Source organism: Selenomonas sp. ND2010, assembly GCF_000702005.1.
Classification (GTDB): Bacteria; Bacillota; Negativicutes; order Selenomonadales; family Selenomonadaceae; genus Selenomonas_A.
In genome coordinates this window covers 212682-231014 of the sequence record NZ_JNKI01000001.1, presented here as the reverse complement: position 1 = coordinate 231014, position 18333 = coordinate 212682, and the positions used below count along the sequence as shown (strand labels likewise).

At 41.5% G+C, this 18333-nt stretch carries 20 protein-coding genes; 5 read left to right on the top strand and 15 right to left on the bottom strand.

Going from position 1 to position 18333, the window contains the following annotated elements:
* Window positions 1–34 precede the first annotated feature (34 nt).
* The 3 genes from T504_RS0101120 to T504_RS0101110 all read right to left on the bottom strand — a co-directional run bounded on the left by T504_RS0101120 (window position 35) and on the right by T504_RS0101110 (window position 3220).
* On the bottom strand, window positions 35–574 hold the full coding sequence (locus tag T504_RS0101120; protein WP_033169182.1) for a flavodoxin family protein: 540 nt from the start codon (window positions 572–574) through the stop codon (window positions 35–37).
* A 127-nt stretch (window positions 575–701) separates the two neighbouring features.
* The gene (locus T504_RS0101115) at window positions 702–1868 is read right to left on the bottom strand and encodes an alpha/beta hydrolase (RefSeq protein WP_033169181.1); all 1167 of its coding nucleotides are present in this window, start codon (window positions 1866–1868) and stop codon (window positions 702–704) included.
* Between the two features lie 134 nt (window positions 1869–2002).
* A complete protein-coding gene (locus T504_RS0101110; protein ID WP_081823326.1) occupies window positions 2003–3220 on the bottom strand; it encodes an MFS transporter in 1218 nt (405 codons plus the stop codon).
* A gap of 115 nt (window positions 3221–3335) precedes the next feature.
* On the opposite strand from T504_RS0101110, the gene T504_RS15010 reads away from it, so the two are divergent.
* Together T504_RS15010 and T504_RS0101100 are read left to right on the top strand one after the other, a co-directional pair.
* Window positions 3336–4223, top strand: a complete 888-nt coding sequence (locus T504_RS15010; RefSeq protein ID WP_033169180.1) for a LysR family transcriptional regulator — start codon at window positions 3336–3338, stop codon at window positions 4221–4223.
* A gap of 224 nt (window positions 4224–4447) precedes the next feature.
* Window positions 4448–5362, top strand: a complete 915-nt coding sequence (locus T504_RS0101100) for a DMT family transporter (RefSeq protein WP_033169179.1) — start codon at window positions 4448–4450, stop codon at window positions 5360–5362.
* 193 nt (window positions 5363–5555) lie between these two features.
* Here T504_RS0101100 and T504_RS0101095 read toward each other — a convergent pair whose 3' ends face one another.
* Entirely contained in the window at window positions 5556–6413 is an 858-nt protein-coding gene (locus T504_RS0101095) for a LysR family transcriptional regulator (RefSeq protein WP_033169299.1), read from the bottom strand.
* Between the two features lie 119 nt (window positions 6414–6532).
* Window positions 6533–6886, bottom strand: a complete 354-nt coding sequence (locus T504_RS0101090; RefSeq protein WP_033169178.1) for an ASCH domain-containing protein — start codon at window positions 6884–6886, stop codon at window positions 6533–6535.
* Between the two features lie 234 nt (window positions 6887–7120).
* On the opposite strand from T504_RS0101090, the gene T504_RS0101085 reads away from it, so the two are divergent.
* The 3 genes from T504_RS0101085 to T504_RS0101075 all read left to right on the top strand — a co-directional run bounded on the left by T504_RS0101085 (window position 7121) and on the right by T504_RS0101075 (window position 9706).
* Window positions 7121–7834: an SIMPL domain-containing protein gene (locus T504_RS0101085; RefSeq protein ID WP_033169177.1), complete on the top strand. Its 714-nt coding sequence runs from the start codon at window positions 7121–7123 to the stop codon at window positions 7832–7834.
* Between the two features lie 35 nt (window positions 7835–7869).
* Entirely contained in the window at window positions 7870–9030 is a 1161-nt protein-coding gene (locus T504_RS0101080; protein ID WP_072022677.1) for an acyltransferase, read from the top strand.
* 220 nt (window positions 9031–9250) lie between these two features.
* On the top strand, window positions 9251–9706 hold the full coding sequence (locus tag T504_RS0101075) for a transposase (protein ID WP_197018652.1): 456 nt from the start codon (window positions 9251–9253) through the stop codon (window positions 9704–9706).
* Between the two features lie 78 nt (window positions 9707–9784).
* On the opposite strand, the gene T504_RS0101070 is transcribed toward T504_RS0101075, so the two are convergent.
* The 10 genes from T504_RS0101070 to T504_RS0101025 all read right to left on the bottom strand — a co-directional run bounded on the left by T504_RS0101070 (window position 9785) and on the right by T504_RS0101025 (window position 18289).
* The gene (locus T504_RS0101070; RefSeq protein WP_033169176.1) at window positions 9785–10606 is read right to left on the bottom strand and encodes a hypothetical protein; all 822 of its coding nucleotides are present in this window, start codon (window positions 10604–10606) and stop codon (window positions 9785–9787) included.
* Window positions 10607–10712: 106 nt separating this feature from the next.
* On the bottom strand, window positions 10713–11096 hold the full coding sequence (locus tag T504_RS0101065) for a hypothetical protein (RefSeq protein WP_033169175.1): 384 nt from the start codon (window positions 11094–11096) through the stop codon (window positions 10713–10715).
* Window positions 11097–11335: 239 nt separating this feature from the next.
* Window positions 11336–11845 (bottom strand): hypothetical protein, encoded by a 510-nt coding sequence (locus tag T504_RS0101060; RefSeq protein WP_156033437.1) that lies wholly within the window; start codon window positions 11843–11845, stop codon window positions 11336–11338.
* 312 nt (window positions 11846–12157) lie between these two features.
* The gene (locus tag T504_RS0101055) at window positions 12158–12748 is read right to left on the bottom strand and encodes a hypothetical protein (RefSeq protein WP_156033435.1); all 591 of its coding nucleotides are present in this window, start codon (window positions 12746–12748) and stop codon (window positions 12158–12160) included.
* A gap of 155 nt (window positions 12749–12903) precedes the next feature.
* On the bottom strand, window positions 12904–13935 hold the full coding sequence (locus T504_RS13715; protein WP_051635118.1) for a DnaA ATPase domain-containing protein: 1032 nt from the start codon (window positions 13933–13935) through the stop codon (window positions 12904–12906).
* Between the two features lie 60 nt (window positions 13936–13995).
* Window positions 13996–14499: a hypothetical protein gene (locus T504_RS0101045; protein ID WP_033169172.1), complete on the bottom strand. Its 504-nt coding sequence runs from the start codon at window positions 14497–14499 to the stop codon at window positions 13996–13998.
* Window positions 14500–14618: 119 nt separating this feature from the next.
* Window positions 14619–15341, bottom strand: a complete 723-nt coding sequence (locus T504_RS0101040; RefSeq protein ID WP_033169171.1) for a hypothetical protein — start codon at window positions 15339–15341, stop codon at window positions 14619–14621.
* A gap of 87 nt (window positions 15342–15428) precedes the next feature.
* Window positions 15429–16460 carry a helix-turn-helix transcriptional regulator gene (locus T504_RS0101035; protein WP_033169170.1) on the bottom strand — a complete coding sequence of 344 codons (1032 nt, stop codon included), beginning with the start codon at window positions 16458–16460 and terminating at the stop codon, window positions 15429–15431.
* Window positions 16461–16498: 38 nt separating this feature from the next.
* Complete coding sequence (locus T504_RS0101030; protein ID WP_033169169.1) at window positions 16499–17563, bottom strand: restriction endonuclease; 1065 nt, start codon at window positions 17561–17563, stop codon at window positions 16499–16501.
* A gap of 144 nt (window positions 17564–17707) precedes the next feature.
* Window positions 17708–18289, bottom strand: coding sequence for an HD domain-containing protein (locus tag T504_RS0101025; protein WP_033169168.1), 582 nt, complete (start codon window positions 18287–18289; stop codon window positions 17708–17710).
* Between the last annotated feature and the right edge of the window lie 44 nt (window positions 18290–18333).

The following is an 18333-nucleotide window of genomic DNA, read 5'->3' as shown; positions in this document are numbered from 1 at the left end:
GCAAATACAGCTGCAAGACATTATTTTGCAGACTTCAAATATTCTTGCCAGCCTGCCGGGCTTTTTCTAAGGCGGCATTGCCGGCAATATCGCCTGTATCCGTCACACCGCCACAGAACAGCGTCGCTTTCAGTTCAGCCTTGTCAAAGCAGTCCACCCAGCCCTGCACGCCGATGCGGGTTCCGGCCACCGTGTCTTCCTCATCTTCTGCCGCCGTGGCCAGCAGGTAAACTTCGCGGAAGCGATAATCCGCTGGGAACAAGGGATTTGCCCGGTCCAAGAGCGTCTTTAGCTGGCCACACATGCCATAGTAATAGACCGGCGTCGCCAAGGCCACCACATCTGCCTGACCGATTTTGGCCGTGATTTCATTGGCATCGTCCTTGATCACGCACTGCATGGTCTTCTGGCAGGCAAGGCATCCTTTGCAGAAGTTTATGTTCTTATCCCGCAGGGAAATCTGCTCCACCTCGTGTCCTGCCTCCCTGGCACCTTCAGCAAAAGCCTTGGCCAATGCCTCAGAATTGCTGTTCTTTCTCAGGCTCGTGGAAATGATCACTACTTTCTTGCTCATATTCTCTCCTCCATACACATTATCCTCTTTTACTCTATCACTTGGAGTATACTCAAAGTCAAGCCATATAATACAAATGCCGCCCAGCAAATTCTTGCACGATTTTCCGGGCGGCATTTCTTGTTTTTTACTTCAGGTTCTTATCAAAGAAGGCAAACAGCTTGTCAAACGGAATCTTGTCCATCTGGTCATAAAGGTCTACATGGGTAGCACCAGGAACGACGATTTCTTCCTTCTCCCCTTTGATGGCGGCATAAACATTGTCGGAGAAATACTTGGAATGCGCCTTATCCCCGGTAATCAGCATGACCGGCGTCTTGCCCAACTCATCAATATTGCTCATAAGCTTGAAGTCAAAGAAGCCATATGGGGTTACCGAATCCCAGGCCAGCTTATTGGAGTTGATGGCGCGCGGATGGAAGGCGCGGCCTACATAGTAGCCGAAGAAATCCTTGATGACAGGGCTGGCATCCGCAGGCAGTTTATCCGGGAACATAGTATCGAAGGTCTCCACATTACCACTGACATCCACCCCCAGTTCATGGGCTCCGCGGATGGCTTTGCCGGTCTTGGCTTCTTCATCACGCATCTTGGCCAGATGCTGTTTCACGAGTTCCCGCTGCTCCGGCGTGTAGTAAGCACCATTATAATGGTCGCTGATGCTTTCACTCATATCATACATTGCCGAAGTTGCCACCGCCTTGATGCGGCTGTCACTGCCAGCGGCAGTGATGGCCATGCCAGACAAACCGCAGATGCCCATGGCCCCCACCTGATCCGGGTTCACGAATTTCAAGTTGGAAACGAAATCCACGGCGGCATGATAGTCTTCCGTGAAGATTTCCGGGGAGCCCATATTGCGGCGGCTGCCACTGCTCTCACCTGTGGTGGAAGGATCAAAGGCTACGGCCACATAACCATGCTTGGCAAATTCCTGTGCATAAAGTCCGGAGGACTGCTCCTTCACCGCACCAAATGGCCCCGTAATCACGACCGCCTTATATTTCCTGCTGGCATCAAAATCCTTGGGCAGATACATATGGCCGGCCACTTCAAAGCCAAAGCGGTTTTCAAACTTCACCTTCTTGGCTTCGATTGACTTGTCAATCTTGAATACGCGGGTGTCATTGTTCAGTTCTCTGATAGATGAACGCTGCATCTGCGAAGCCGCTGCCAATGCTTTAGCCGGAGTTGCGGCCATTGTCACATCACTCCCCATAAGACCAAAAGACATCACACCTGCCACCAGGGCTGCCAAAACCATCTTTTTGTTTTTGCCAATTTTCTTCATCATTTCGCATCTCTCCTTTACATCACTTGCATCTTTTACTCTTTTACTTGAGTTCATTATAGCGATTATGTTTTTAAATTACCAATACTTATAAAAAATACAGTATTATGCTTATCAAGCATACAAAACCTCATCCGTCAATGCTCAGTCTGAACCAACAGCTGCGGATTGCTGCGCTGACGATAACACTGCACCCAAACCGTCAAGCCCGCCAGCAGGCAGAACAGCAGCCCGCCCAGCACCACATATTGCGTCCCCAAAGCATCAATGAACTGACCGCTGACCGTTGTCCCCAGCACGCAGCCCATATTGGCCGCCGTCAAAAAGAGGCCATTGGCAAAGTCCGGGGCTTCCGGGGCGGCACTGGCAATCCAATACTGATTGATATTGGCATTGATGCCCCCAAGTAATCCCCAGAGTACCACGATAAGTCCCATTACCGGCCAAATGCTGCCACCGCCCAGCAGGGCAATATAGATTACCGCAACTGCCAGCGGAAAGATTTTGACCACCATCAACGGCCGCATAGTCAGCAGATTTCCCGCCAGCATACTGCCGCCAACATTGCAGAGACCATAGACTAACAGCAATATACTGATTAAGGAAGGTGCAATACCGGAAACCACGCCCAGATACTCCGCCAGATAATTGAATACACCGAAAATCGAACCGTTAAGGAAAATCACCGCTGCAATTGATGCCCAGACCATGGGCTTTTTCAGCACGGCAAGCTGCTCTCCATAGCCCAGCATTTCCTTGACCGGCATCGAAGGCATAAAATATAACGTGGCCAACATGACCAGCCAGGTGGCCAGCGCAAAAAACGCCATCGAGAATGCCAGACTGAACTGCTCCGCCAAAAAGTTGCTGATGGGCACACCGGCCACCATACCAGCCGCTACACCCATATTGATTTTTGCGATCATCTTTGGCTCTTCACCGGTCTTTGCCAGCCCTGCCGCCACCGTAAAGGCCATAGCGCAGTAGACCGGATGGAAGAAAGCCGGCAGCACCCGCACGGCCAAAAGCACATAGAAATTTTCGGCAAAGACAGCAATCGTACTGCAAACGGTAAACAGTCCCAAAATAAAGACCATAACCCACTTGCGATTAAAGCGGGACATAAGTAGCGGCATCGTTGGCCCCGCCACGGCCACGCCCAGCGCAAAGAGACTGATGAGCCAACCAGCCTGCACCACCGTCACCTGATAGTTTTCGGCAATATAAGGTAGAATGCCGATAAAGCCCATTTCCGTATTCAGGATACTAAAAACACCAGTGGCCATGATAAGCAGAAGCAGCTGTTTGTTTATCCCTTTTTCCTTCTCCATAAGTTCACGTCCTTTCAATCCCATTATAAATTCTCCATATATGCAATACCAATACTTATACATAATCATTACCTATGCTTTACAGTAATAGTTTTTCATAGTATTATAGAGTCAAATTCAGACCAAGGAGTTGAATATCATGGAATTGCGGGTTCTCAAATACTTTCTTACCGTGGCGCAGGAAGAAAGCTTTTCCCGGGCAGCAGAAAAGCTGCATCTGTCCCAGCCTACGTTATCCCGTCAGCTAAAAGATTTGGAAGACGAGTTTGGCAAACAGCTGCTAGTCCGTGAGCCACGGCGCATCCTGCTTACGGAAGACGGGCAGCTGCTGCGCCGCCGGGCAGAGGAGATCCTGTCACTGGTAGACAAAACCACCGGAGAACTATTACGCAACGAAGAGATCAGCGGCGATATTCGCATCGGGGCCGGGGAGTCCATCCACTTCGGCCTGCTGATGAACGTTGCGCAAAAACTGCGCCAGAAATATCCGGGCTTGCGCTTTCATATTGTCAGCGGCGACGGCAGCACCACCATGACACGCCTTGACCGCGGCCTGATTGACTTTGCCTTTGTCTATGGCAAACTGGACCCGGCTAAATATCAGGAACTGCCCCTGCCTGTCCGCGACCGCTGGGTACTGCTCTTGCGCGCAGATGATGAACTGGCGCAACAAGATGTCATCCGGGCAGAGGATTTATGGCAGCGCCCTTTGCTTTTCTCCCGGCAAACTCTTTCGGCCAGCACCCATGGCGATGAACTGCTGGATTGGCTACAAAAGCCCTTGGCAGAACTCACGATAGCAGGCTCCTATACACTGGTTTACAACGCTTCCCTAATGGTAAAAGAAGGGCTGGGCTATGCCATCTCCTTTGATGAACTCATCAACACCACGGGCACCAATCTCTGCACACGCCCTCTGGAGCCTGCCATTTTTGCCGAGCCCTCAATCGCCTGGAAGAAAAATGCCGTCTTTTCCAAAGCCTCCCAAGCATTCCTGGCGGCACTGCAGGAAAGATTTACCCTCTGACGCAAAATATCCCCCTGCAAACCTAAAACTTTGCAGGGGGATTTTGGATTACCAATACTTACATATAATGATTATCTATGCTTTTTTGTAATATGGACTCGTATTACACTGGACTTGACTTGTCAAAATTCCCCCGTGTGATTTCACGCATTGCCGAATCCCGCTAACTGCGCTATAATATCAAGCATTCATTTATTTTATCTCGGTCTCAAAAGGAGCACACATTGCAAAACTTACTTATCGGTTCGGTACTGCTGTCCCTGGCAGGGAGCATTTGGGGTGCCATGTTCATTGCGGTCCGCCTGACGGTCGGCGTCATCACGCCTACAGCCCTGGTCTGGCTGCGCTATGGCGTTGCCCTTATCCCCCTTGTCCTCATCATGCTGTACCAAAGAACCTCCTGGAAAATCGCGCGCAAGGATTGGAAGCTACTATTGCTTGCGGCCTTGACCGGTCAAACATTGTCCATTGTCACCCAAGAATCTGGCACCATGCTGACATCGGCGCAGATGGGTTCCATAATCACGGCGGCAACGCCAGCCTTTATGGTGGTATTTGGCTGCCTGCTGCTGCATGAAAAATTCAGTTTCAGCCGCCTGCTCTCCGTAATCATGGCTACTGTCGGGGTCCTGCTTATCGTCATTGACCCGGATAATCTGCAGGGAGGCAGCCTGCTGGGCGGAATATATCTTTTTATAGCTGCCATCACTTGGGCGCTGATGTCTGTCCTCTTGAAGCTGCTCAACCACTATTCGGTGTTCACTCTCACCTTCTACGGCGTGCTGATTTCCTTTCTCACACTGACGCCCTACGGGGTATGGTGGCTTGCCACCGAAGCGGATTTTGCCGCCTTGGCCGCGCCGCAAGTTTGGGGCTCCGTGCTGTATGTGGGCATGATTTCCACTACCGCCGGTTTCGTCCTCTGGTGCAAAGGCCTGACCTACATGGACGCCTCCATCGGCGGACTCTTCATGTTCTTCCAGCCAGTTGTGGGAACGCTCCTAGGCTATCTCTTCCTCGACGAAGCCATCACCAGTTACTTCATCCCCGGCTTTGCCTTGATTGCCTGCGGAGTAGTGCTCGCCATGCGCGGTGGCAATACTACCACCGAAGAACTGTTGATACACGCGGAAGAATAATCCTCCCACCACCTGGTAAAAGCACCGCCCAGCTTATAATCCAGTTTCATCTTCTGCCAGTTCGCCTCCAGCCAAGTCTTCATCTTAGCTGTGACTGAAGCCATATAGGTAGGAGAGCCAAAAATGACAAGATACGAAAATCCTATCCCTCCCGCACTCTTCTCACATCCTGCTGACTTTTGGGATTTGATAGTTATAAAGCGGCAAATTTATGCCGGACGAAGTCGATAAGACATCGTTCATCGGCGTAGATTTGCCGTCCTTTTTTCGTGACAATAAATCCCTTCTGCCGGAGTCCCTCGATGGGAATGGCTGCAAGGCCGCTTTCCGGCAAAACGCCGTTGCCAGTCAAAATGGAGAGCGCTATGCCCTGCTGGATGATATTCCAGACACTGGAAAGATTGGGCGAATAATGCAAGACCTGTGGCTGGAGCTTTTGTTTGGCAAACTCAGCCAATACCTGACGGGTCAAAATGTAATTACGGCTCAGCAATACCAAGGGATAATCAGCGACCTTTGCTAAGGTGACGCTTTTTTGACTGATCAACGGATGCTCACGAGGCACGCAGAGACAGATGGGCCAGGAGGATAGCTTGCGCAAGCTAAGATTCGGACGACCTTCCGCATCATGGACAAAGGCCAAATCGACCTCTTCCCGCTCCACCATATCCAGAGCCGCCCCACCGGCAGGCTCCGTGATTTCGAGCTGGATTTCTGGATGGAGCTGGCGAAACTCCCCTAACAGCAACGGCAAGATTACGGTAGCAATCTGGGAAGGCACCGCCAGTTGCAGGCGATTGTGCCGTTTGGCAATCTCCTTGACGCTTGACTCAAAGCGTTTGACCTGCTTGAGCATCTTTTCCACTTCATGAAACAGCGCCTGTCCGTCTTCCGTAAGCTGGATATTGCGCCCCACATGGCGGAACAGATTAAGCCCCGTATCCTCTTCGATATTCTTCATGGCCAGGCTCAAGGTTGACTGGGACATATGCAATATAGCAGCCGCTTTGGTCACATTCTCCTGGCGGCAGACCTCGGCATAGTATTGCATTACAAAAAAATATGCTTTATGGGAAATATCTACTGGATATCGATGATGCCCTTTAAACAATAACGTATTCAATAAAAAAGCCCTAGGATCATTACAGCCTAGAGCTTTTCTTCTATTCATCACAAATCTTCGTGTACCTCGGTGAAATAAATTACCGTTACGGTATCTTCCATAAGGATGCGGCGCTGATAGATTTTTTCGAAATCTGCTACCAATTCTTCCTTCGAGTTGATTTCCGGATTCTGATGACCTAAATCATTCGACGTCAGCGTTCCCATGGTCTTTACCCGTACTTTATCAAGATAGGCGGAATAAAGCTTGTGTTTTGGCTCGCCTTTTTTGCCCGTGGTAATCCATACGACAGAGCCTTCTGGATAAAGTTTGGATACATCACCGAGACGTACCGTACAGTTTTTCGTGCGTTCCATGAGCATTTTCTTATGTTTTGCTGCCTGGAAGTTCAATGCCATCATACTAAAGCACTCCAATCTACCCTTGTTCCTAGTTGTCACTTATTACATATAATCTATGAATATTATTATATGTTCTTTTAATTATAGCAAATCTCCTGCTAGAAAGAAAACTTTTTCTGTAACCTTGTAAACATTTCTCCCTATCTTCCGTAAAAAACCCAACATGTATTTACGGAGGAAATATGATAGAATAGAACAAGAAATTTTTTTCATGCTTCTTGAGGAGGTTTTATTATGAACTGCAAGCGTATTGCTTTTGTTTTTATGGCTCTCACGCTGTTTGTATCCAGTGTTGCCGCAGCTGCACCAGCAGCTAGTAATGCTCCAACTTTGTCCGTGGATGGCGAAGGAACAGGCATTGCCGCACCCGACCGCGCAACCATTACTATTGGCGTAACTTCACAGGCGGCCGATGCTGGCAAAGCCCAGAACAACAATGCTTGGACCACCGAACAAGTCAATAAGGCCATCAAAGCCTTGGGCATTGATGACAAAGATATCCAAACCAATAACTATTCTTTCCGCCCCAATTATCGCACGTCGGATAACCATCGCAACGAAATCAGTGGCTACACCGTAAACAATTCCATCATCGTCATGGTTCGCGATATCCACCAAACAGGCAAAGTCATCGACGCCGCTCTTGGAGCTGGTGCCAATGAAATCCACTCCCTCGACTTTACGGCCAGCAACACGCAGGCGGTCCGCAAGGAAGCCCTGATGAAGGCCGTACAAGACGCACGTGACAAGGCTGACATTCTGGCACAGGGACTCGGCAAACGCATCATCGGCATAAAAAATGTGTCGGAGAGCACCGGCTATCTTGAATCGCGCCGCTATGATAACGCGATGCTGGTCGCCGCTAAGACCGCAGCCGCCACGACGATTGAACCGGGCAGTTTATCGCTTACCGCCCGTGTCCATATCGACTACATTCTCGAAAATTAATCGCACCATTTACGTAATAAGGAGTTTTCTATCTCATGCAAGAACAAGCAGTCCCAGCAGCTAAGCCACGCAAACCACGGCTGGCCGCCATCGAATATATTCGTGGAATCTCGATGATGGGTGTTATCGGTATCCATGTCGGTTCCCAATACCTCAGCAACACCGCCGCCAACGTCGATCTTGTTGCACTTTTTGAGGTTGCCACCCGCTTCAGCGTGCCGATTTTCTTCTTCATCTCCGCCTTTGGCCTGTTCTACAATCTGGATTTAACAGCCCCTTTTGACTTCCGTTATTTTATGAAGCGGCGATTCAAAACCGTCCTCGTCCCTTATCTTGTTTGGTCGTTCTTCTATCTCCTGCACGATGGCTGGCTCTACGGCGTGGGCTTTCCTGACCCGCTGCATCTTCTCGTACTGCTGTTCTTCGGCAATGCGAAGTATCAGCTGTACTTCCTTGTCATTCTGCTTTGGTTCTATCTTTTGATGCCACTATGGATTTGGATAGTACGACGTGCTGGTTTCGTAAGCCTCACTCTTTTATTGCTCGCTCAGCTGGGCTTTGACTATTGGTCCAGTTTTGCTACGAGCTTCAACCTCTTTGTCTATGGATTGCCTGACACATCAATCCTCAAGCCTTTCCTGATGTATCGCTTAAACTACTGGGTCATGCATTATGTGTTCATTTTCGTACTCGGCGGTTATTTGGCAGTCCATATCAATGCCTTTATGAAATTCATGAAAACCCACCGTCTTGGCATCACGGCCTTTTTCTGGGCTAGTCTAGCCGCACTGCTTGCCTACTACTACCAGTTGATTGCTGTCGATGGCTACACGGCGCTTGAGGCGATAAACACTGCCCATCAGCTTTGCCCAGCTGGTATCTTCTACACCATTACGGCATCGCTGTTCTTCTTTACGATATTTACCTATCAGAAGTATCCATCCTTCCTCAATCCGTTGCTTCATCAGCTCGGCAAACATTCCTATTTCGCCTATCTGGCGCACCCAATTGCCATCACCTACCTTGCGCTGATGCTCCAGCACAGTGGCCGCATCATGACCGCACCAATCGCCATCGCTTTCTATTTTGCCACGCTGGGCCTTGCCATGCTGGGCGCAATCGTCTGCCGCAAAATCGGCGAACAGCTGCCAATTCTCAACAAATTGACCATTGGCGTATATCCGAGAAAAAAATAAAAAAATTGGGCTGTGAAATAACACAGTCAAAAATAAAGGCGGTTCATAGACTAAAAACAAGTCAACGAACCGCCTTTTGTGGTAAAATTTTCTTACCTTGAAAAATTCAACCACTAACTATTCTAAACCCAAACAGGCTGTTTTGCCAATATTTATTTCAGATTATCTGGATATCTGTGATCCAGTGCTGGTTTTCGACCGATTTATGGAGGAAATCGACTTGGAGAAGTATCTGAATCAGATTCCGGCTCATGTTGCCAGGCGCATCAGGTACAACCCGGCCAGCATGCTAAAAACAGTGCTATTCGGATTCATGACCTACGGTTATATCTCACTGCGCGAGTTGGAGGATAACTGCAAGGTCAACCTGCGTTTCATGTATCTCATGGAACACAAAACACCATCTTACCGTACCTCTGGCTATTTTATCAACGAAATACTAAAACCGTCAGTGGAAGAATTGTTCAGCGATATCAACAAAAAAATATTTGCCGAGCAGCATGACGAACTGGCTGGCTTTGTCATCAAAATCGAAACAAACACGGAATATGTTCCTGCCTATTTTGACGAGATAATAGATCGATATACCCAAATACAGAATATCGATGAAAACAGCTTCGTTCACGGGCGAGGCCATCATAAGACACCTCAGCAGCGTCATTTTGAGCGTTTTTAGGTGTATACACAATACTTTATAAGCAAAATCTTCCAGCCGGGGCTTACAGGCGATTCTATGAAGTCGTTTTTGAATAGGTTATATATCGCGAAATTTCTTCCTTCGCAAATTGTTTGCTTTCTTTTGTGCTTTGGTTAATTTTGGTAAATTGGTCAGACCAGCAAGTTCCAGTCCCTCGTCCGTATATGTCTTAGGCATCAAGTATTCTCCGTAATCACGCATCATCATTGTTCGTTGTGATTGAAGTAAAAGTTCAAACCCAATTTTATCTTGAACAAAATTGCTAACAGCAATAAGTATACGTTCCTGTCCATATAATTCTCCGGTATATCGTTCGAGATTCATGTAATTAGACATACTTTCATAGTATATCGTACCATCAAAATCTTGAAACCAACCGTAGGCATTCATATCAATATATTTCCCACAGTACATATATCTTTTATAGTCTTCTTCTGTGTTGTTAATTTCATCCAACACAAACATACCAGTGCATAAATCAGAATGATTATGAGGATAATTTAAGCATGAACAAACAATATCTCCTTTTTTGAATGGCGTAGGAAAATAGCACCAAAGGTAATCAAAATCCTCCTCATCTGTAATATGATAATCGATATTTCCTTTATCTTCGTATTCTGCTTTATGTTTCTCGAAAAACTCTATATTTTGATTTAAATACTCATGGATGCTATCATGTTTAATTAAGTCCCTATACTTAGGCATAGGCAAGTCGGGCATATTATCAATTATCCAGCGATAAGCCTCATACTTCTCGGCCATTGACATTTTGGCACTCTGGTAAACGAGCCATGCTGCTTGAATAGTATTACATTGATAATTTATATCATGAAGATACTGGCGAATGTCTTTTGAATTAACATAGGAAAAAACGTCCAAAATTTTCACCTGCCTTTCAGATTCCACATTTATATTTTGCTTAACACCGTTTATAATTGTTTATATATAACTCCTTTATGCTGAGGGATATATTCAATATTAATTATCAATACACATCTGCAATATGACATAGTTGCTCATAAATTTGCATTATATTATCTTCTTTATAAACATAAATAAAAGACTCTTTTAATACTATAGGGATTATGACGGGTTGCATGAATACCATAATCCAGCTTTTATCATCAAAATGCCCCTCAAAGTAATACTCGAACAAACGAGTTAGTTCAGATTCACTTATTATATTTGTATTAATAAAAACTCCTACTGATGGCACAGCTAGTAAATCAGTAAATAAATTAGTTTTAATAAGAGTAAATTTTTCATCAACTATTTTTTCAACTGCATTCATCTCTTTTGAACTTAAATTATAAGCTAATATGCATTTTTTAGCATTATGGTGCAATACATCATTATAAAATCTGTCCATGCTAATTCTCCTTAAATGAAGAAAGTAATTTTCATAATGTAACCTCCTACATATAAAAGAAGCTAATTACTTGAAATGTTAATGACTACTAACTCCAGTGGTTGTATGTGTAGTAATTGGAGTCATCAGACTCCAGGTTGTTGCTGCTCTTGGTTCCAGATCCGAAAGGCTTGCTGATGTCCATACAGCAAGCGAAGCGGGTATTGATATCAGCAAGCCTTTCGGATAAACTGACTATTTCAGCAACAAAAGACGTAAATTATATGTAAAGAGGGTGTTGGAGCTATGATAATCGGTAATCTGTCATTGAAACTTGAGAAAGACTTTAACCTACCATTTGAATCTTTCATAGTATTTTGCAGTTTATTTATATGTTTATCATTATCACATTCTTGATATGGAACATATATTGTTAATGCATTAATATTTTTTGAATAGTTTAGAACGGCAGGAATATCTATGTAATCATCATATATTAAAGTTAAAGCTACAATATCTGAACCATCAATCAATCTATCAAAGGGATTCATGCTGTGAGAATATGGTCGATGAAAAGGACTACGCCGACAATTGTTTGCCTGTTCATTTATGATAATTTCTACCCTATCATAAGCTTTGTAAAATTGTGCATGATTTGGATAGGGCGAAGATGGAAAAGCAATATCAACATTACTAAGTCGAATATAATATATATCTTCTGCAAGGAAAGCTATTTCTTCAAAGTTTTCCATTAGGATATCAACACTCAATAATCCCTCACATATATTGTTTTTTATTGACTCAAAACTTATTGCCATGATAATATAACCATATCTTATTCGTGTCTCCTTGCATCATTTGTTACTCAAACATTTCTATTGCTAGTTCAAATGTGTTTATTTCACCCCTGCTTTCCAACTTATAATCCATACCAGTTAGTTTTTTCACGCACAGCCATCCCCTACTAATGACCTCCATTTCACTATCGGATGCAGAAGTACGAAAATATTCATTGTAAAAATTTTTTGGAAAATTCGTGGATATTGTTATCATTCATTAAATACGTACTAAAAATAAACAATTTAATTTGCAAAAATATATTCATCTAGCATCTCTATAAATTTATCAGTAGAATTATTAAAATTGTGATCGATATCAGGAATAAAACCTTTACTAACATTACCTTTTACTAAATCTAATACTTCATTATAACGATATGAAGGGTCGTTAGTTCCAAATAGCACAAACATTTTCTGCGGTGCATTCAATTTATCTAAGCCATCTTTTAATAGATGCCAGTTAATAAAAATTGGCATATTTACTGCCAGCCATTTAGTGACCCAGTTATATTTATATGCATACATTGCAGCATAACTAGCCCCTTTACTTACGCCAAAATAGTAAATATCGTGACAATTGAAACTAAGATTATACCTTTCAGCTACTAATAGTGTTGTATTAAAATTTTCCAACGGGCTTATGTTTTGAGGATTATCTGAAACAATAACAGAAAAATTATATCTTTGATTTACATGTTCTGATAAAAGTAAATACTTATTTTCATAACCATAAATATTCCCTCCGCTACCCGTTTTTACTATTAACAACCCCTTTTCCCCAGTTATAACACCAAATTTTATATTATTATAAGTAAATGTATAATCGTAATCCATGATAGAACACCTATATCTATGAAAATTGATGGAACTGAGGAATCCCTCCATATTTCTCACTCCTAATTGCGAATACAATGCATATATACACCTTATATATTTACATATTACAACTTAATACAGACTTATAAAATATGTCGTGATATTTGAAAGTGTTATCTTAGGCTATATATATAATTGATTGCACCATGCATGATATCAAGGTTTAAGTTAAGCTTATTATAAGAGGCATAATTAAGAACCGCCATTGGTGCTTCTATGAGTTTTTTTATATTATTATCAATATGTTGGGCAATGTACTCCAAGACAATCTGTGGAATGACAAGACCATTTATTGCAACAATATTTTCCAAAATGGCAATACGTGCATTATAATCAGGCTTTTGGATATCTGTTATAAAGCCACTTTTTAAGCAGCACCTAAGATTATCATCCAATCGAAACAATTCATCAGGGGCATAATATGAACTAATTACTATTTGCTTTTTTGAATCATATAGTTTATTAAATAGTAAGAAAAATTCTCTTTGTGCATCACGGTCAGCATATAAACCTTCAATATCATCGACTATAAGTATATCAATATCATTATATTTTGTGTAAAAACTACCACATTGTTCTCTCTTAAAGTAAAGATACTCATCCACAAATTGTTCAGCAGATGTATATAGAACTTTTTTATTATTGGTACTAGCCATAGCACTATTGGCTATGGCGTTCAAAAGATGTGTCTTTCCCACCCCCATACTTCCGTAAAGGAAAATATAGTTTATAATATCTCCAGAGCTATCCACTAAAGAATTAGCAGCTTTGTATGCAATACGGTTTGCTTGATAAATAATAAAGCTTTCAAATGTACATTCATGATTAATTGGTAACGACTTAGCACATATTTGGTCAATAGGGTATTGTCTTTTCGTTACCTCTAAATCAGTTGAAACCACTTTTACACTTATATGTTCTTGACTATTTATAAGCTCGTTTACCAAAGTTTCTATAATTTTTATATAAGGGTTATACTTTCTCATATAAATAGCACTACATCTTGCGCCAATGGTAAAAATTGGCGGTTTCAGTGATATCGGCTTTAAATCCGTCAAAAATATGTCGCAAAAACCTGATGAAAAATATCTTTCTCCTTTAATATAAATTTGATGCCAAAGATTTTCAAGTTCTAGATTACACATACTGTATTCCCCTATTTAGTTCTGCCATCATATCGAACTAGTATAAAGATATTATATGTTTTATTCCATAAAACATATAAGTGTTCTATTTAATTCATCTTCACATAATTCTTTGTATACGTTGATAAATAAATCACGAGCCTCCCATTCATTCTCCATTATATACCTTTTCCCGATACTATAGACAGCTTCTTCAATAAAGGGGTGTGACCATGCTGGAGGAGTAATGGCCGATAAATGACGAATAACTTCATGCCATGCATTTATCGGCTTAGGTGCATTGTGAGCGATTACACCAGCAGTTTTCTCGACACTTCGTATAACATTAAGAACTTGATTGAGTGTTGGCATTTCATTTTGAGTCATACTTAAACGCTGAAACGCTACCACAATTATATAGGGAGAAATATTTAGTAATGATAAAGTTTTAGCTATATGCTCCGTTCGTATAGACTTATCATTTGTATCTGAAAACACTCGACAATAATTGCTTACAATCAAGTTTATCTGATTGCTTTTTTCGATAGCAGATAAAGCATTTTTTACATGAGTTGGTTTATACATCTTGATGTCCTCCTATATTACTGATATTAATCTTTCTAATAAATTATATATCAGTACATGTACAAAATTTTATACATGTGCAATAATGCTTTATCTCATTTCATAAACACCAGAATTATTCAAGTATAATTAGCCTTTCTTCTAGTGAGCAGCTTTTCCTTCACAAGTTTTAATAGTTCAAGTTGCTGAATACTGTATTGTCCTTCAAAGCCATTCACTGAAAAATGATTAGGGGAACTTATGAGAGCGTATACTACCCCTGCAAAATCATGTTCATGGTCCGGCCATTTTTCATCTTTTGATATATCATCATGCCTAAAATTATATTTTTCTCCGAATCCTGAATATTCGCCAAAAACATACTCAATACTACCGCATTCTTTATATGGTGTTACTTTTGAAGAAATTTTTATCATACATTGCCATTCTTTATTTTTTTTGCAATAATGAGGTATCTCAGCAGCGTTTCTCTTTTGTTCCGTTATTAATTTATTTTTAATAACAGTCAGCCACTCTAGTTGCTGACTGTTATAATCCACCTCAAATCCATCGATGTTCAAGTCCTCATATCTAGTAATCACGTCTTCAAGTACTTCAGCAAATACTTTACGTGTAACAGTCTCACCTAACCATGTGTAGCGGTACTGCATCTTGTACCCAGCAAATTTCTGTATCAGTCTATCCAAATACATATCACTATATTTGTCCGTACCATCAACAAGACACCAAGTATTATTTTTGCCATCATAAAAAGGGATGGTCTTATCCACCACTTTATTAAGTTTCATCGCCCTATCTAATTGCTCATATCTCACCTTAGATTTAGACATACGAAAACCCATATCAAAATAATCTCCTTATTTATCTATACTATAATAACAGGCATATCCTACAATTTATAATATTATTGTTATCTAATGGCTATATACTCAAATTTTATGTTTCTTGTATATTTCTTGTGCTAATTCTCTTATTCTAAAACGTAACTCTTTAGGCTTTGTTATTTCAATATACTCTCCAAATGACAATGCCCAAAACAACATAGCAGTTTCGTTACATTTCAACCGGATTAGTAGCCGGGTGTCCTTTTTGTCATCAATTTTGAAATATCCCCAGCCGAACCAATCTACTACGTCTTTTAGGCAATCTTCTTCTATCCAAAACTCAATGTCAATGATATCCGATGAAAACATATGTAGACTTTCTAACATAGTTTTAGGTGGATTATAGGCTTTGTCTATATCGCGCCAAGTTTTAATACTAGAGGGCTCCTCCCGTACTAGTGACATTTTATCAATTCTATATGTTGATAAATTCTCATGGGGATCTGTGTTACATAATAAATATAGACGACCACTATAAAGCATTATCCGATAAGGGTTTACGAAATACCTCTCTTTGCTTCGTGGATGTAACACTAATTCATTATTAGAATTGAGTGCAATATCATTGTAGATAAAACTCAACTTATGATTATCATTTATAGCATCAGTTATGACGGCAATGCTTGCAAGTACTTCTTGGTTCGGAGAATGGGGCAATCCTCGCATATCTGCTGAAGTATAGCTTTTCGTTCGTAGCTGGAATGATTGACTCCCATGTCGAAGAAGCTTACCTATCAGAACTTTTGCATCATTTTCAGGTAAAGAACGAATAGACATTACACTGTCTATCAGCAGTTTTAATTCCCCATCACTGAATTCTCGTTCCAAATAGTATCCTTTTCCCGGCTTATCACATTTTACATTATAGCCAAGTATATTATGAAATTCAGTGGTCTGATAATTCGTGATATGAGCTGCCAGTGTGCTGCGTGTGCAAGTCACTTGATATTGGCTATTTAGCTTATCAATAATTTGTTTATGGGTTAATGGAGATTTTTTACTAGAATAGCGACTTAGAACACCTAAAATCTGTATACCTAGCATACGTTTATTGCCAGGAATGAAAGTTTTCTCCATATTGTACACCTCTAGTTTGGGGCAATATTTCTATTGTTTTAATCCATGTCATCAACATCAATGCCGTAACGAACTAAGAGGGAAGCAAAATTCTTTCCATTTAGTAAAATTACACCGTCATCTTCGGCACGTTGCTTGGCATCTTTCGTAAAATCATCTGCTAAATTTATAACAATTAAAATATTGTGTTTACCAGATTTAGATTCCATCTGTAAAAGCTGCTCAATTCCATTTATATCATTGTAGTCTGTATGTCTTTTCTTTTTTGCCTGTACATAAATATCTGGCGCATTATCTTTGTCGGTCAAATCGTAAATATTACTTAGCAAAGTATTTTCGTTGTAACTTTGAAACACTAAATCGATGTCTCCCCCCTCCCCGTCATAGTGATTTTGTTTCTTAGTTGCATATCCATTTTTGTTAAAAAGCTGCTCAATAATATTTTCCAAAGTTTTATTCTGCCATTTTTGCATCTCGCCAACCATTTTATCTAAATAAGATTCTCTAGCGTCCATTGTCGTATCGGATAGAATTTTAAGATAGTTGCCGCTCTGTTCTGAAAAAAAATCGGCTCCATTATTGTAAGTTTTAATCAAGCTATCTACTGCTAAACAAAAATCGCTAATGTAGACTCGGTTTAAAGCTGAACGATAAACGCCGAATTTATTGCTGACACTTTGCGATTCTCCATTGAAGTCATAAGGAACGCTAAACAACGGTTCGATACCTATACAATGCCCAAAATCGTTTTTTTCATTATATGGCAGAGAAAAAGAGTAGGGCTTTTTGCATCTCGCAACGGTGAAGAATCGTCCGCTATCTTCATGCAATATGCTGACTTTGGGAATAATGATAATGTCATCGAGCTTAATTTCCTTCATAATGCAAATATTGTTGTACTTGCGGGTTATTTTCTTTTCGCTGTCTTCCTCCCCCCAGTTCTTTTGCCACGCTACGGAGAATTCATCCACAGATTTTGTTACATCCATTCCCGATGCGCCCCAACCTTGACGAAGCGTTCCTTTCAATAATTCATTGCGAATAAATTCAAATTCTTTATCATAGTTGATGCGAAAAACAAAATAATTGACATTCGATGACATGAATTTTCATTCCTTTCTCTCTTTAAATATGCCGTTTTTGTTTGTCCTTTTAAACAGAGCGATAATCGAAGTTCATTTCGCAATTTATCATAAGAGCTGACTAATACTCTGTTGTATCAAAAGGATCTTATCATCATAATATCCTTAATTGGAGCTGTTTTTTTCATCGACAAAACAGCTCCAGCTATCCGCATATTGTAGAAGCAAGGTTAGTTTCTCTTCATGGGTTGCTACACTTCTATTATCCTCTACATATTGGCCATCATGATATGCTATAGCTTGTACTTCCTCTTCCGTAAGCGGAAAACGTCGTAGAATGAGATATAGACTTCTTAGCGGTACACTAAGATATGTTAATTCGTCATTAAAACGATAGGGAGGATTGGCTCGATACCCATACGCTTTTTGTTTTTCAGTAGGTTCATTTTTAATATATTGTGGATGGTTTGGCATCCCTGCTTTACCTAAGTCATGTAACAATGCTACAACTACGCAACTTTCATCACTGATTTCAGGTGCTATTGCTGCTTTTATTTTTAACAGATTTTCCGCCACATTTACGCTATGCTCTAACAATCCACGTTCTATACATAAGTGAAATCTTGTTGAAGCAGGAGATGTTAAGTATGATGTTTTAGTTTCTACATAATCCATCAATTCTATAAACTCTTGCCTTCTTATAATCACCTTATCCTTTAATTTTTGGTATCGATGCATCAACTCCATTTACCAGCCCTCCTATAATTTATTATGTCGCCATATATCTTATA

Bases quoted from the DNA above. Each gene is read 5' to 3' on its own strand.
- T504_RS0101120 (WP_033169182.1), bottom strand. From the start codon at position 574: ATGAGCAAGAAAGTAGTGATCATTTCCACGAGCCTGAGAAAGAACAGC.
- T504_RS0101115 (WP_033169181.1), bottom strand. From the start codon at position 1,868: ATGATGAAGAAAATTGGCAAAAACAAAAAGATGGTTTTGGCAGCCCTG.
- T504_RS0101110 (WP_081823326.1), bottom strand. From the start codon at position 3,220: ATGGGATTGAAAGGACGTGAACTTATGGAGAAGGAAAAAGGGATAAAC.
- T504_RS15010 (WP_033169180.1), top strand. From the start codon at position 3,336: ATGGAATTGCGGGTTCTCAAATACTTTCTTACCGTGGCGCAGGAAGAA.
- T504_RS0101095 (WP_033169299.1), bottom strand. From the start codon at position 6,413: ATGCAATACTATGCCGAGGTCTGCCGCCAGGAGAATGTGACCAAAGCG.
- T504_RS0101090 (WP_033169178.1), bottom strand. From the start codon at position 6,886: ATGATGGCATTGAACTTCCAGGCAGCAAAACATAAGAAAATGCTCATG.
- T504_RS0101085 (WP_033169177.1), top strand. From the start codon at position 7,121: ATGAACTGCAAGCGTATTGCTTTTGTTTTTATGGCTCTCACGCTGTTT.
- T504_RS0101080 (WP_072022677.1), top strand. From the start codon at position 7,870: ATGCAAGAACAAGCAGTCCCAGCAGCTAAGCCACGCAAACCACGGCTG.
- T504_RS0101065 (WP_033169175.1), bottom strand. From the start codon at position 11,096: ATGGACAGATTTTATAATGATGTATTGCACCATAATGCTAAAAAATGC.
- T504_RS0101055 (WP_156033435.1), bottom strand. From the start codon at position 12,748: ATGGATTACGATTATACATTTACTTATAATAATATAAAATTTGGTGTT.
- T504_RS13715 (WP_051635118.1), bottom strand. From the start codon at position 13,935: ATGTGTAATCTAGAACTTGAAAATCTTTGGCATCAAATTTATATTAAA.
- T504_RS0101045 (WP_033169172.1), bottom strand. From the start codon at position 14,499: ATGTATAAACCAACTCATGTAAAAAATGCTTTATCTGCTATCGAAAAA.
- T504_RS0101040 (WP_033169171.1), bottom strand. From the start codon at position 15,341: ATGGGTTTTCGTATGTCTAAATCTAAGGTGAGATATGAGCAATTAGAT.
- T504_RS0101035 (WP_033169170.1), bottom strand. From the start codon at position 16,460: ATGGAGAAAACTTTCATTCCTGGCAATAAACGTATGCTAGGTATACAG.
- T504_RS0101030 (WP_033169169.1), bottom strand. From the start codon at position 17,563: ATGTCATCGAATGTCAATTATTTTGTTTTTCGCATCAACTATGATAAA.
- T504_RS0101025 (WP_033169168.1), bottom strand. From the start codon at position 18,289: ATGGAGTTGATGCATCGATACCAAAAATTAAAGGATAAGGTGATTATA.